Origin of the sequence: Maribacter sp. Asnod1-A12 (assembly GCF_045063735.1) — a bacterium.
Lineage (GTDB): Bacteria > Bacteroidota > Bacteroidia > Flavobacteriales > Flavobacteriaceae > Maribacter.
On sequence record NZ_JBEFNZ010000006.1, the window covers coordinates 1,429,096 to 1,443,649 of the forward strand.

A 14,554-nucleotide genomic window follows, 5' to 3' on the forward strand; every position below is an offset into this window, starting at 1 on the left:
TCCCTATAGGATGAATTTATAGTAGTAAACCAAACAAATTAAACATAATATTTGAATGCTGCTCAGTCCTAAGAAATAAAAACTGTTGGGTTTTAAAAACTCGATACAGAAACGAAGGCTAAAGTAACAAACCATAAAGAGCTTAAATAAATCACCGTTTTTAAAAGTATGATTCGAATTTTTAAGTCTACGGATAATCATAAAAAGTACCGTTAAAAACACCACTTCATACAGCGCAATAGGATGCCTTTGAATACCATCACCTAAGTCCATTCCTGTAAAAAAGGAGGTTTCTTTCCCATAGGTAAACTCTTTAATACCTGCTAAAAAGCAGCCGATTCTACCAATAATAATTCCTAGAATAATGGGTAATGTGAACAGGTCTCCAGACGAATGCTTCTCCCCTATGATTTTTTTGGCAAGCTCCACACCCAGTAGGCCACCAAAGAGTCCGCCCATTATAGTTTTATTGTTCAGATTGTATAGCCAATCTTCTTGAATATAAGCTACAGGATTTTCAAAAAAGGCAACTACGCGTGAGAGAAACAAAGCCCCAAAGACGGCACCTACTATTATAGAAAGCCGGTTGTTAGATGAAATGACATCAGCACTTCTTTTTCTAAGAAAACCATAGTATCGAAATCCAATAAAGAAAGCCAGGTACTCTAGAATAAGATGCATATTTAACTTTACACCAAATACAACAGGCTCAAAAGGAAGCGAGACGATAAGAAGTGTATTGTTCATAAAGTAATTGGCAAGAGAATTAAGTGATAAAATGTCAGTCTAAGCGTAGTCGAAGACCTAATTTAGTAACTAATTTACACCCTTTCTATAAACATGTATTTCAGACCTCAGCAATCCACTTCAAAAGACCACAATTTATACAAAAATGGTAGTAATGCCCTTCCCGTATTTTTATATAACTTTGCAACCCAAAATTAAAATACGCCAGTGCCCAAAATAGGAGACATACAACTGCCTGATTTCCCGCTGCTTTTAGCACCAATGGAAGATGTGAGCGACCCGCCATTTCGTGCCCTTTGTAAAGAGCAAGGTGCCGATGTGGTATACACAGAATTCATTTCTTCGGAAGGATTGATTCGTGATGCCGCAAAGAGTGTCATGAAGTTAGATATTTACGAAAAAGAACGTCCTGTAGGTATTCAAATATTTGGTGCCAATCTAGATAGTATGTTACAATCTGTAGAGATTGTTGAGAATTCTAAACCAGATATTATAGATATAAATTTTGGCTGCCCTGTAAAGAAAGTTGTTTCTAGAGGAGCAGGAGCTGGTATTTTGAAAGATATTGACCTTATGGTCTCTTTGACCAAGGCAATGGTAGAACATAGCAATTTGCCCATTACGGTAAAAACTAGACTGGGTTGGGATGATAGCTCTATAAAAATTGTTGAGGTTGCAGAGCGTTTGCAAGATGTAGGCTGTGCCGCAATTGCTATTCATGGTAGAACCCGTGCACAAATGTACAAGGGTAGTGCAGATTGGAACCCAATTAGGGATGTCAAGAACAACCCAAGAATGCATATACCCGTATTTGGTAACGGTGATGTAAATTCCCCGGAAACAGCTATGAAAATGCGAGATGAATACGGATTGGATGGCGCCATGATCGGTCGTGCAAGTATTGGTTATCCTTGGATATTTAGGGAAATAAAGCACTTTTTTGAAACAGGAACACACTTAGCACCGCCAACTATGGCAGAACGCGTAGAAGCTGCTCGACGTCACTTGCAGATGTCAATAGACTGGAAGGGCGAAATATTAGGGGTATTTGAAACCCGTAGGCATTATACTAACTATTTCAAGGGTATCCCCAACTTTAAGGAGTATCGTATGAAAATGGTGACCAGTGATGATTCAGCATCGGTATTTGCCGCTTTTGATGAGGTATTGCAAAAATTTGGAGATCACGAATTTGTAAATCCTTAAGTATTATTCGGAATTAAAGTACCCTTAAAACTTTAGCAGCTTTACTTGTTTCATAACCTGTACTGTATTTTCTTTCGCCAGATGCTTCATTGTAATTAAGTTTATAATTAGCATAAAGTTTGGCAAAATCAATTTGAGCTTGTTTTACGGTACTTGATTTAAATTTGACATCGGTAGCTTGTTGTAAATAGCTGTTCGCTGTTTTAAAATTCTCGGTCATTAAAGACATTTGGTATAAGTTCATTAGAATACCCCCTCTAATTTTTGCGATTTTTTTATCACCGGTATCCTCATACTTGGGTAAGAGACCTTTCCAATAGGCAATATGTTCTACCATCTTAGATTTGCTAGCTCTTGCATCTATCAAGGTAGAAAACTTAGCTTCAGAAAGTTGCGACATTGCCGTAAGTTGCTCTTTGGATTCATCGGATAAAGCACTGTTTTTCTTATCTTTTATATAATAGAAGTTGGTATAGGTTTTCTCCATATTATTGTCGTAAATACCTTGAATGGTATTCACAATCTTATTTATAAAAGTTTTGCCTAGTTTTTTGTCCAAGAACATTTCAACCATATAAGGACTAATATCTGGCACGGCACGACCACTTTCTAGCATCAGATATTTTTCTTTCTCATCTTCCTTGAAATTGATAGTTGTCGGTATTTTGTTTCCCCTTACATCAACTTGTGGTAAAAGGGGTATTTGCCATAATTGTGTTAGTTTTTCGTTGTAATAGAAAAGTAGTTTTACACTCTTATTATCCTTCGGAGATATATTAATGCTGTAAGTGTCACCTGATACAGGAGCGATAGTTCCAGTAACTTCTAAGTCGTTCTCTGAAATACCGTTAATGGCAAAGAACAGATCCGGTGATTGATCACCGGTAATTTCCTTAAAATCTTCAAGCTGAAGTGCTTTTTTAAACTCACTTTTAGTGAAGTTCAACACTTCTTCAGGTCCTAATATAACCTCAGCCAAATAGGTTTCACTTTGTTTAGGAGCTAGTTGTTCTGCATAATTGGGCAGGTAAACGTTATATGCCTTAGACTTTAAAGATTGCGCCTGTATTTGAAAATGAAAAAGTACGATTGCTGTTAATGCGATGATTTTCTTGAACATTACTTTGATATTTTAGGTTTATTTGCCTTGATAGAATGTATTGTACTTGTCGCTGTATTCGGGTTTTACTGTATTTTCTCCTGGAGAAAAAAGAATCGCTTTTCGTTGCATTTTAAATTGAGCTTTCTTTTTTCCGTCAGACATATAAGAACTTAAACCTCCGCGGCTGCTAAAAGAAGTACCTAAATCATATTGAGCAATTGCTTTTTTGAAATCTTCTAAGAGAGAGTAAAAGGAACCTAAATTACCATGTACAAATAGTTTATAATCATCATTTTCTTTGTAATCTTCAGAATCCATTAAAGATGTAAATTTTTCAATTAACCTTTGTACTTCTTCATTTCTACTGCTTCTGGCTTTAAGACCGGTATCTATGTTCTTTAAATTTCTTATGGCTTCGGTAAGTGTATTTACCTCGTCTGCGGAATTCAATTTTTTGGTTTTCTTAAGTTTGATAAAAGCCATATTTTTCTTGCCATAAGATAATTGTGCCCTTCGTATAAAACCTTGATATGCATTATGAACCGTAACTAGTACATTGTCATTAGCGTCATAAGCAGCATTTTTACTTTTGTTAACGGCTACAATGGCAAAATCTTTACCATTAAGCTTGCTTACGATTTCGCCTACTTTATCATTAAAGATTAAAGAGTCTTTGGCAATGGTATTTCCGTCATATTTAGCATTGTAACTAGCGGTAAAATTTGCGAAGACATCATAAATAGTATCAGTCTCGCCTTTCTTATAGTAGAGTTCGATATTACTACTTTTTAAATTGTAAAAAATAGTATTTGATTTAGTGCTTTTTCGTTCATCATATTTTTGAAGTACACTTAGCGGATTGCTATAATTTTTATAATTTGGATGATAGGTAGGGCGCTTATGATTGAAGTTGTCAATGGTCACTATTTCGCCACGGTAGTCTTTCATGGTAATGCTACCTGATTTTAAATCATGATCCATTTTGTAATAAGTCACTCCGGAGGGTGCAGGGGAGAACGGGTAACTGAATTCGCGCATTTTTTCATAAAATCCGCTTGCTTTTTGAGCGTTGGAGTTAAAAATGAAACCTATTAAAAAAAGGGATAGATAAATAAATTTGGATTGAACTTTTAAAATCTTCATTGGTCGGTTAGTTACTTAGTGTGGTTGAAGATAATAAAATAAAAATGAAGCGCTTGTTCAGCTTAAAAGCAAGGTCACTTATAAATCAACCAATTTCTTATTGATCCTACTGCTAGCTATTTTAGAAGCAATTACGCCCAATACTAAAATGGTTGCCAGCACTATGACAATGTTGATGAATTCAAATTTTACAGGGTAAGCCAGCGAAGGCGTAATTTTCAACCAACTAAACGCAAGTTGAGACCATACGATCAGCACACCAAGTAACACACCAATTAATCCGCCAAAACCAGTAACAAGAACTCCTTGTACAAAGTAAATTCGGCGTAATTCTTTAATGGTCGTACCAAGACTATATAGTGTTTTAGAATTTTGTTGCTTATCTAAAATCATCATTATAATAGCACCTACAACATTAAACAGTGCAATGATAAGTACTAAGGTAAAAATAAGATAGGTGGCTACATTTTCGGTATTCAACATTTTATAGAGTGTACTATTCAGTTGTTGTCTATTTTTCAATTGCACGTTGGCACCTAGAATAGACTGAATTTCATCTCTAACCGAAATTGGTTCAACACCTTCATCCATTTTAAAATTAATACCTGAAATTGAAAGCGAATCTTTTTCTAATAAAGCCTGAGTCAATCTTAAATCGGCAAATACATATTTATTATCCAAATCAGCCTCTACGGCATAAACACCGCCAATGACCATAGGTAGTTGATTGTAGAGCGTTGATGTGTTCATGGTTTGTGAAAGAGAACCTTTACCGGGTTTAAAAGCATAAATCTGCATTGGGCTACGAAACTGGTTGATGGTTACACCTAAAATATTGGCAATACCTAAACCTGCCACTACTTGGGTATCATTAATGGTCCAATCGCCAATATAGAGTGTACTGTCAACACCGGTTACTTTGGTGTAATTACTATCGATACCTTTTATGTATGCAATATGATTTTTACCTCGGTGTTCAAGAGATACTTTTTCTTCTATTTCTTTAGCGTAAAATGCGAGACCGTCAACAGATAGCAAACGTTGTTCCTGTTCGGGCGTTATAGTAAAAATCTTTCCGGTTACGGGAGAAGCCTTTAGATCTGGATCAAAAGATTCGGTAAACGAAAGGCTAAAAGTTTTTAATCCAGCGAAAGCCGAAAGCACAATAAAAAGTGCTGCAGAGCCGATAACTATAACTAAAAAGGTGATAAAATTAATAATGTTGACCGCGTTCTGGGTACTTTTAGAACGCACATACCTTTTAGCGATATAGAGAGGAAAATTCAACCGATCAGCTCTTTTTACGTTTAGGTAACAAATCTCTATTTTCTATTGGATTCTCTTCGCGTTTTAACGACTTTTCTATATTCTCTATGTAATCTAAAGAATCGTCTAGGTAAAATAATAACTCAGGTACTCTACGCAATTGGTTGCGGGTACGTTGAGAAAGCTCATGTTTAATAAGCGGTTGGTTAGATTTTATACCTTCCATCAATTCACCGGACTTCTCATTAGGGAAAATGCTCAAGTATATTTTTGCGATAGATAAATCTGTAGTTACCGAAACCTTGGAAACAGAGATAAGCGTATTACGTAGTCCGCCATCAATGGCAGCCTTTTGTAGAATGTCTACAATATCTTTCTGAATGACCCCAGCTATTTTACGTTGTCTTTGCGTTTCCATACTGCAAAAATACATAGAAATTGTATCTTAACCCCTATATGATGTACACTGAAGCAAATAAGGCATGAAAAAGATTGAACATTTAGGCATAGCGGTGAAGAACATGGAAGACTCTAATGCGCTTTTCGAGAAATTATTGGGTATTGCACCCTATAAACAAGAAGAAGTAGCGTCTGAGGGTGTAATGACTTCTTTCTTTCAAAACGGACCTAATAAGATAGAGCTTTTGGCTGCCACAGTACCAGACGGACCCATTGCCAAATTTTTAGAAAAAAAAGGGGAAGGCATACATCATATAGCTTTTGAGGTAGAAGATATCGTTGCAGAAATGGAACGTTTAAAAAAAGAAGGCTTCACATTATTGAATGAAAAACCCATTAAAGGAGCTGATAACAAGCTAGTAGCATTTGTTCATCCAAAGACAGCGAATGGAGTATTGGTAGAGTTGTGTCAAGAAATTAGAGAGTAAGCATTATTTTGTTTGTGTCAGTTAAAAATAAGTAGTAATATTGCATCCGCAATTTGCGGGTTTTGTAATGCAACTGGTATGAGCACCAGTCTTACTGATTTTAATCAGAATACGTATTTCAAAATTATAACCGGTCCTATAGCTCAGCTGGTTAGAGCACCTGACTCATAATCAGGTGGTCCCTGGTTCGAGTCCAGGTGGGACCACTTTTCAACAAATAACCCCTTGATTTTCAAGGGGTTATTTTTTTAAATCTACTAGAAGTTCTATATAGAGTTCCATATATTGGTTTTTTCACTATCTTAGAAAGACCGTTATGAGTGTATACTTCAACTTAAATCTTAAAAAGAAAAAATCTCTTTATTCTTTGAATGAAGAAATCCCAATCAATGTATATTATTATTTTGATAAGAGAAAACTGAATGTTTCTACCGGGGTTAAAACTACTTTAAGGGATTGGAACGATAATTGGAAATCTACCCATTCAAAAAACCCTATAAAATCTTCGGATACAAATCAGAAAACCAAAAACCTACTTATAAAAAATAAGGTTAAAGAAGTTGAGGATATAATTCATCAAATTCAACTTGGTGGAGATATTCCAAATATAGAAACAGTTAAATCCTTTTTGAATCAAAAAGAGAAAGAAAGGGTAAAAAAATCTCTGAACAACTTACATTTCCTCTATGTTTTACAAGAATTCAGAGATTGGGTTAATTCAGTAGAAAATAGAAATCGTGAAGGTTATAAGAAATCGATTCGTACATGTTTAAAACGAATAGAAGATTTCACCTATAATTATCAAAAGAAGGTTGGATACAAATTATTGATAACAGACATAGATAATTTATATCAATACTCTTTAATTGAACATCTCAATAAACTGGAGGAACAACCTTCAACTATAAGAAAGAGATTAAAAATTCTTGTAAATATGATTAATTGGTGTAGGGAAGATAAGAAGTACACGAATCATAGAATACGAGTTGTAAAAATGAGATGGGATTTCAGAAGGGAAGTCATTTTTTTGAATAGGAATGAAATTTTGAAATTGATTGAATTCACCAAGTTTAATAGAGATAATGATTACCATATTGAACTAACGACAGAGTACATTAATGATGTTTTAGAAAACGATGAGATTAGGGAGTACACTAATCTCGAAGTAATTAGAGATATGTTGTTGTTTGGTTGTGGTATTGGGTGTAGGTTCAGTGATTTGGTTAAGATTAAAAAAGGAAATATAGTTATTGATGAAGATGAGGGTAGAAGATTTTTAAGATATAGAATGACTAAGAGTCAAATGAGTAAAGAGATTAAAGTCCCAATTAATAAAATGACTTGGGAGATTTATGAAAAATACTCATTAAATAAAGGGTTATCGGAATATTTGTTTCCAAGAACGAAAAGAGGAAACCCAATTTCAAACCAAAAGTTTAACAAACATCTAAAAACTATTGGAGAGTTAGTTGGTTTGGAAAGGAAAGTAAGTTTTCCAAAATTTAATCTGGAGGGTCAAGTTAAAGATGATTCTGATAATCCCAAACCTCTTTATAATTTTTTAACTTCTCATATCATGAGAAGAACTTTTATTAGAGAAGGGTTAAACTCTGGAGTTCAACCAAGGGTATTGATGGAACTCAGTGGTCATACAACTGAAAAAGTGTTCAAGAGATATTATGATACCTTAACAGAAGAAATTGATGAGGAAGGAATGAAAATGTTTGATATTAATGTTTTGGAAATAGACCAGATCAAATTAGACAAAATGAAAAGTTTATTGAGTGATGATAAAGAAGTTGATATTAAAAATACAAATTCTGATATTGAAGGTAAATTAACAGAACTTAAATCCCTTTTTGACAAAGGACTAATACCGGAAGAGGTGTACCATAAAAAAATCACAGATTTAATTTAATTTTTTATTATAAAAAATGACCTCGATTTAAAAATCTCTTTTTAAGGGTAAATTGATAATGATTTACATAATCACAAGAAACCTAATTAAGTAAAATACTACAATACCATTTTTATTATCTCATAACTTATTAAAATATTAACGTCTTATTTGAGTTGTATTTAAAATAGAAAATATAACATGAAAAAGGTAGTTACTCATATCTCAGAAGTTTTTAACTGGGATTCCAAACAACCAAAACAACCACAGACGTTGATTTTGGGTTCTTTCAATCCTTTCAACCCCAAAGACAAAACACCAACAGATTTTTATTATAGTAGAATTCCAAAAAGAGGTCGAGGTAATAGATTTTGGACATCAATAGGGAAATTAAAGTATGATAACACAAAATATTTCAAGGATAATCCAGGAAGTCGATTTCAAGAATTAGAGGAAACTGGGTTCATGTTTCTTGATTTAATTAAAAGTATAGAATTCTCATCAGAAGATGAACATGTCCTAAACCAATTTCTTGAAAAAAAGGTATTTGGAAATTTTGGTGACAATGATATTTTGAGATCAAAACTGTCATATGAATCTCATATTATTAATATCAAAAGAAATTATAATGAGAAAATTTTAAAAATACTTTCTTCAACCAAATCGATTAAAAAGGTTATTAATACTCTTGGTAGTACAAATGGTAATCTTGGTTTCAATGTTAGGGAGAAAGAATGGACAGAATTCAAGAGTGAATTGTTTCAGATATGTAATTCAAAAAACATTGAACTTATTCTTGAATCTGTAAGTCCCTCTCCTCAAGGTGGTAGTGACGAAGAATTAGAAAAATGGATGTGTGACAATGTTTTAAAAAACTTATAGGTACTTTTTTTAATTTCTAAAATTGAAAAAATACTATAAATGAAAATGTACTAATACCACTTAATCTTGTTAATTTGAATAAACTAAATATAAAGATAGTTCCATTTATAATTGTTGTATTTCTGTTTGGATGTAAACTCGAAAATCAACAGAAAAACCATTTAGATTTAAGGGGGTTAAAAGGTAAAGTTAAATCTCTTGTTGAAACAGAATATAATATTAAATCTAATTTTGGAGAAATAAAAAAAGTAGATTATGGAGGAAGGACTACAAAGATAAGTTACAACGAGTCTGGATATATGACTGAATATACATATTATAATCAGGATGGTAGTTTTAATAATAGGACAACTTATTTGTACGATGATAATTTGAATGAAATTGAAGTAAAAGAATTTAATTTTTCTGGTGAAATTGAAAGTAAGGAGTTGAAGGTATATGATAATAATATTTTGGTAGAAACTAAAGGTTTAGATTCTAAAGGGAGGTTGTCATGGAAAATAGAATATCGAAATAATTCGAACGGTGATATTCAAGAGTTAATACAATACAATCAAGACGGAAAGGTTTATTCACGACAATTATATGAATATGACAAAAATGAAAATCACATTCAAACAGTTAGTTTTAATTCAAAAGAAAATATTGGTAAAAAATCGATATATCAATATGATGATAAAGGAAATCGAATAGAATGGAAACTATTTGAATCAAACGGTAATTTGATTTCTTCGGAAAAATATGAGTACAATAAAAAAGATAAAAAAACTATAATATCAAGGTATGGTTCTAAAAATAAATTAGAGTATACATTTTCTAAATCATATAACGAATATGGTGATGAAACAACTTCATTGAATCATTTTCCACCTGATGAAACATATAGTTTTTATTATGAACATATTTATGATGATTATAATAATTGGATAGAATTAAAGGACTATCAGAACAATGTTCCTAATAAAATTGTTGAAAGAATTATAGAATATTATTAATTCATTATCTAAAATAATAAGTCACTCTCTTTAATTCATCAGTTTCAGGGAAACATTGTTAAAATGTTAAGGATTAGGTGTCTAGGTTGATATAAAAATTTCTAGAGGTTAAAATATGGACTCGACATGAAAACCTCTATTATGAGGTTATAATCGAAAAGTTAATTCTTGGTTACAAGAAACCTAGTCCCCTTCATAATTCTTATTTTATACTAGAAACTTTAATAATGATTTTAGAGTAAATGGTATAACATCATGAAAGAGAATACAAAGTCATATAACATCAACATTTGGGGATTTAATAATCCTGTTGAATTTATTATCAAATGGTCCCCTTTATATTCATATCCAAATGAATTTAAGTACAACAAGATTTACGATGTTCTCGAGAATAAAGATTCTTTCATAGAATTATTTAAATGGAAGAATGGAACAGGAGATAAAATATCTCAAAAGAAGATGAGAGTGGTTTTAGGTTTCTGGGAGAAGATTGATGTTTTGAGAGAGTTATCAAATAGTTTTCGATATGAAAAATACTTCGATTGGGAGTTATTTGAAAATGAATTTCAACCAAATAAGAATTCTCCAATTTGGACAATATTCCTCTTACACCTAATTAATAGATACGAATTCCCAATTTTCGATCAACACGTATACCGTTCATATAATTTCTTTAAAAATGGGGTTATTGGTGAACTTCCTTTAAGTTCTAAAAAAGTATATCAAATCTATAAAACTGAGTACAAAAATTGGTTTAATGAAATCCATGAAAATTATGATATTGTACCAAAAGAAATGGATGAATCATTATTTACTTTTGGTAGGATGTTAAAAGGATTAAAAGGGTATCCAATTGATATATATTCTTAATCCAATATCTTTATAAGAAGAACCAATTTCAATTCTCGAAATGAAGGAATATATTAGTATTGTTTATCGTTTACAGTTAAAACTTGAAAAAGAGAATTTAATAGATCGGATTAGTAAATTCAATAAAAGGTTTTTACACACTAATAGATATATTTGGAATGTTCCAAATTCACAAGAATTCCCTCCTAAATTCATTCACAATTTTTATGAAGAAATACTTCATCAGTTATCTATGGTTGAAAAAGTTTGTGAGAAGACTGGGAATATAGAAAATATAAATCCTTCATCTGAGATTGAGAATTACCTCTCTTCAATTGAATTTATTGATTCTATTGAAAATCGAGAATATCATTTCTTAAAGGAGTTTAGGTCGTTTGGAAAACAAATGTTGATATCTGAAATGAATCAATTAATTTCAAAACTTTTAAAATTTAAACAACTACGAATAAACTCTCTTATTAACAAATCAAAAAGATTTGGTACACCTATTTTGGAAACAGATTCGACTTTTAATGATATTTTATTTAAATCAGAAAAACACAGTATTGAATCATTTAGTTCAAACACTTTTAACACGTATATTGAATTTCAAGAGTATTTTGAAACTATATATCATAATTATTTTTTGTACGATAAGGGTCTAATTGAATGTTATATAGAGGTTTGGAATTCTGTAAATTTAGAAAAGGAAACATTAGAAAACTTAGTATTGTTTCTTAAATCGTCGAACTATATGTTGGATGAAAAACTACTTGAACAGATTAGTATAGGTTATGACAAATCATTAAATGATGAAATTTACCCTAATCAAAATGATTATAATGAAAATGAATCAAATTACAATGACCAATTAGATTTAGATCAACAAAGTCCTGAATTCTGGGATTCTCTTGAATAGATTAACCCCCGACATAAAAATCTTATTTAAGGTTTAAGGAAAATTATCTACTCCTTTTAATTAAAATCATAACATTTCTCATTTCACTTCCCTTTAATCCTTAATAAAAAGTGTAACACCTAGTAGACTGTAAGACAGTCGATTAATCTTGTTTGACTCGGGTAATTTCCGTAAATTAATATTGAATATTAAAAGGAAACACCAATACCATGAGAATTAAATATAACCGTACTTCCACAATCAATCAAGATGGAGAAAGATTTAAGTTAGATAAGGACAATTATGACCTTATTCTTTTTGACAAGGGTGTCAGTGGAAAAGTTCCTTTCAATGACAGAGAGAAAGGAAAACAGTTAACTGATTTAATCGTAAAAGGAAAAGTAAATGAATTGGTAGTTGAAGAACTATCAAGATTAGGTAGAAACACCATAGATGTTCTTTCTACTCTACACTGGTTAGAAGAAAAAGGGGTGAATGTTGTAGTTCGTGGAATGGGTAATCTTCAATCCCATGTAAACGGTAAGAAAAACCCCATTTGGAATTTGATTACCTCTGTTATGAGTTCTCTTTATGAATTGGAAAGAGAACAGATTTTGGAACGTACCGAAATGGGTAGGAAGATGTATGTTATAAACGGAGGGAAATTGGGTAGAAAAGTTGGGTCTAACGAAAACATTCAAACTTTTCTCTCTAAACCTAAATCCAAACAAATAATTTCCCTTTTAGAGAAGGGGAAATCTATTAGGGATATCTCTGGTAGATTGGGGGTATCTCCAAAAACTATTGTTAAAGTTAGAAAACACTACCAACCTCAAACTGAATTAATATGAAGGATGTAAAAGTAAATGATGAGAATGACAGGGATTTATGGTATAAAAAAATGGGAGAAAGAAAATCTCCCCTCCCGGAGGACTACCCTTCTGTTGGGTTAATGGAATGGGTTGATTTAATGATAGATAATAAAAAGAAATAATTCTTTGTATTGACTTTATTTTTTGTCTCCTCTAATGGAGGAAAAGAATTACATACATTCTTCATTTGAATATTTGGTTCGAATGAAAGTGTAAACTTTTCTTTCTAAATCAAAATCCAAACAGATAATTTCCCTTTTGGAAAAGGGAAAATCTGTCAGGGATATCTCAGGTAGATTGGGTGTATCTCCAAAGACTGTTGTTAAGGTTAGAAAATTTGTCACCGTATAACTAAGGTTCAAAATTAACTTCTTCCTTCTTTTTGTGTTTAATTGTTTTTTCATCTATAATGAACTTGATACATCAGTAATTGATATTCTAACGTTCTATAATATTCACCCACGGTTTTACATCCGTTACAAAATTCTGGTTTCGTTGGTTTCGAATCTTCTTCCTCATCAAAAGTCTGTACCGTAAAGTATTTTATTCCAATTTCTTCCCAATCCAGTCCAACTGTACCGAAATGACTTAACAGATGTTTTAATATTGGATTTGGAATACCATCATAATCAACAACTCTAATAGGGTTCTCTTGTAAGTATGATATTCTGTATAAATCCCAAGATTTAATTTCCTCCTTTAAATCGAATATTTCTTGATCTGTTAGTTCACCATCAATACATTTTGACATTTGAATATGGTAATCGATTGTTCTTGGAGTAAGATTCCCTTTTACTTGTTTTCTCTTCATACTCAAACTACTCTGTTGAGGTTGGTTACTTTTATTTACTATTTTCTTGTTACTATTTGATTTACTCATAATTTTAAATTTTTTGTTTCCTTTAATAGAGGGAGGAAACTTACCCTCAATAATACTTTTTGACTTTTACTATTTAACCTTTCACTTCATGACATTTAATTTAGAATTCCATCCCTAATTTGTTTCAGAGACTAAGAGTATAGGGGTTTAACCTCTTAATCAATCACAGTGTAAAATTCTGAAAATGGATACTCTACAAAAAATATATGAATTTATAAGAGTCATTAAAAAACCATAAAAACCCGATGAATAATGATTTTAATCGATTTTAAATAGTATAATCGATGGTTAGATATTGTAAAATATTTACTCTACTTTTAATTATATTTAAAATGAGAGTAGAGTTGTTATGGGTAGAAACTATGAACTAAAGAGAATAGATGAAGATATATGGGAGAAAACCCCGGAGAAAATCCAATTGAAGAGAAGGAGATACTCACAATTAAGAGATGATATCATTGATTCAAAAAAGAAAATCAAAGACCTTCAAATTGGAATCAAAAAGTTGAAAGACGAAAAAAGGGATTGGGAGAAAGAGAAAATTGAACTTTATCATCAACTTGTCACCTTTCAAGAAGAATCGATTCCCTCGGTCTCTCCTACTGTACAAAAGGGTAAAAACTTCCAATGGAGTATTAACCTTAAATATGGTGGGTTGAAGAGAAAAAAATATTTAGGGAGTAACTTAAAAGTTAGAAAGAAACTTGATGAAATAAAAAATACAATTCTTTTCGTATCTAGAATAGAACATAGAGATGACCTAATGGAGGAATGTAGAGAAGAAATTAGGGGAATAATTGAAAAGAACCTTATGAACGAAATGAGAACAGAAAAGGAACAGGTGATTTTATTAAAAAAATGGAAGAAAGATGAATTGAATATGTGGGATTACCTTAAATGAGGATTCCCGTAAAATAGATCTTCTGAAAT

General features: G+C 31.9%; 17 protein-coding genes and 1 tRNA gene. 12 read left to right on the forward strand and 6 right to left on the reverse strand.

Annotated features, from left to right (window positions below; genetic code table 11):
* Window positions 1-3: 3 nt before the first annotated feature.
* Complete coding sequence (locus ACJJVP_RS05905; protein ID WP_405411659.1) at window positions 4-747, reverse strand: prolipoprotein diacylglyceryl transferase family protein; 744 nt, start codon at window positions 745-747, stop codon at window positions 4-6.
* A 207-nt stretch (window positions 748-954) separates the two neighbouring features.
* Here ACJJVP_RS05905 and dusB point away from each other — a divergent pair, with 207 nt between their 5' ends.
* Window positions 955-1,953 (forward strand): tRNA dihydrouridine synthase DusB, encoded by a 999-nt coding sequence (gene dusB / locus ACJJVP_RS05910; RefSeq protein WP_405411661.1) that lies wholly within the window; start codon window positions 955-957, stop codon window positions 1,951-1,953.
* Window positions 1,954-1,966: 13 nt separating this feature from the next.
* On the opposite strand, the gene ACJJVP_RS05915 is transcribed toward dusB, so the two are convergent.
* The 4 genes from ACJJVP_RS05915 to rbfA form a co-directional block, all read right to left on the reverse strand.
* Window positions 1,967-3,073, reverse strand: a complete 1,107-nt coding sequence (locus ACJJVP_RS05915) for a hypothetical protein (protein ID WP_405411664.1) — start codon at window positions 3,071-3,073, stop codon at window positions 1,967-1,969.
* A gap of 18 nt (window positions 3,074-3,091) precedes the next feature.
* A complete protein-coding gene (locus tag ACJJVP_RS05920) occupies window positions 3,092-4,198 on the reverse strand; it encodes a hypothetical protein (protein WP_405411665.1) in 1,107 nt (368 codons plus the stop codon).
* Between the two features lie 78 nt (window positions 4,199-4,276).
* Window positions 4,277-5,485, reverse strand: coding sequence for an ABC transporter permease (locus tag ACJJVP_RS05925; RefSeq protein ID WP_405411666.1), 1,209 nt, complete (start codon window positions 5,483-5,485; stop codon window positions 4,277-4,279).
* Window positions 5,486-5,489: 4 nt separating this feature from the next.
* Complete coding sequence (gene rbfA, locus ACJJVP_RS05930; RefSeq protein ID WP_036150772.1) at window positions 5,490-5,882, reverse strand: 30S ribosome-binding factor RbfA; 393 nt, start codon at window positions 5,880-5,882, stop codon at window positions 5,490-5,492.
* 64 nt (window positions 5,883-5,946) lie between these two features.
* Here rbfA and mce point away from each other — a divergent pair, with 64 nt between their 5' ends.
* The 10 genes from mce to ACJJVP_RS05980 all read left to right on the forward strand — a co-directional run bounded on the left by mce (window position 5,947) and on the right by ACJJVP_RS05980 (window position 13,095).
* A complete protein-coding gene (mce, locus tag ACJJVP_RS05935) occupies window positions 5,947-6,351 on the forward strand; it encodes a methylmalonyl-CoA epimerase (protein WP_405411669.1) in 405 nt (134 codons plus the stop codon).
* 132 nt (window positions 6,352-6,483) lie between these two features.
* A tRNA-Ile gene (locus ACJJVP_RS05940) sits at window positions 6,484-6,557 on the forward strand.
* Between the two features lie 110 nt (window positions 6,558-6,667).
* Window positions 6,668-8,269: a tyrosine-type recombinase/integrase gene (locus ACJJVP_RS05945; protein ID WP_405411670.1), complete on the forward strand. Its 1,602-nt coding sequence runs from the start codon at window positions 6,668-6,670 to the stop codon at window positions 8,267-8,269.
* A 180-nt stretch (window positions 8,270-8,449) separates the two neighbouring features.
* Window positions 8,450-9,130 (forward strand): hypothetical protein, encoded by a 681-nt coding sequence (locus ACJJVP_RS05950; protein ID WP_405411672.1) that lies wholly within the window; start codon window positions 8,450-8,452, stop codon window positions 9,128-9,130.
* Window positions 9,131-9,204: 74 nt separating this feature from the next.
* A complete protein-coding gene (locus ACJJVP_RS05955) occupies window positions 9,205-10,125 on the forward strand; it encodes a hypothetical protein (RefSeq protein WP_405411675.1) in 921 nt (306 codons plus the stop codon).
* 255 nt (window positions 10,126-10,380) lie between these two features.
* A complete protein-coding gene (locus tag ACJJVP_RS05960) occupies window positions 10,381-10,995 on the forward strand; it encodes a hypothetical protein (protein ID WP_405411677.1) in 615 nt (204 codons plus the stop codon).
* Window positions 10,996-11,035: 40 nt separating this feature from the next.
* Window positions 11,036-11,893, forward strand: a complete 858-nt coding sequence (locus tag ACJJVP_RS05965) for a hypothetical protein (RefSeq protein WP_405411680.1) — start codon at window positions 11,036-11,038, stop codon at window positions 11,891-11,893.
* 209 nt (window positions 11,894-12,102) lie between these two features.
* A complete protein-coding gene (locus ACJJVP_RS05970) occupies window positions 12,103-12,723 on the forward strand; it encodes a recombinase family protein (RefSeq protein WP_405411682.1) in 621 nt (206 codons plus the stop codon).
* Complete coding sequence (locus ACJJVP_RS05975) at window positions 12,720-12,866, forward strand: hypothetical protein (RefSeq protein WP_405411684.1); 147 nt, start codon at window positions 12,720-12,722, stop codon at window positions 12,864-12,866. Before ACJJVP_RS05970 ends, ACJJVP_RS05975 begins: the two co-directional genes overlap by 4 nt.
* Before the next feature lie 127 nt (window positions 12,867-12,993).
* Complete coding sequence (locus ACJJVP_RS05980) at window positions 12,994-13,095, forward strand: hypothetical protein (protein ID WP_405416143.1); 102 nt, start codon at window positions 12,994-12,996, stop codon at window positions 13,093-13,095.
* A gap of 49 nt (window positions 13,096-13,144) precedes the next feature.
* On the opposite strand, the gene ACJJVP_RS05985 is transcribed toward ACJJVP_RS05980, so the two are convergent.
* Complete coding sequence (locus ACJJVP_RS05985; RefSeq protein WP_405411686.1) at window positions 13,145-13,624, reverse strand: hypothetical protein; 480 nt, start codon at window positions 13,622-13,624, stop codon at window positions 13,145-13,147.
* Window positions 13,625-13,973: 349 nt separating this feature from the next.
* Here ACJJVP_RS05985 and ACJJVP_RS05990 point away from each other — a divergent pair, with 349 nt between their 5' ends.
* On the forward strand, window positions 13,974-14,525 hold the full coding sequence (locus ACJJVP_RS05990; protein WP_405411688.1) for a hypothetical protein: 552 nt from the start codon (window positions 13,974-13,976) through the stop codon (window positions 14,523-14,525).
* Window positions 14,526-14,554 lie beyond the last annotated feature (29 nt).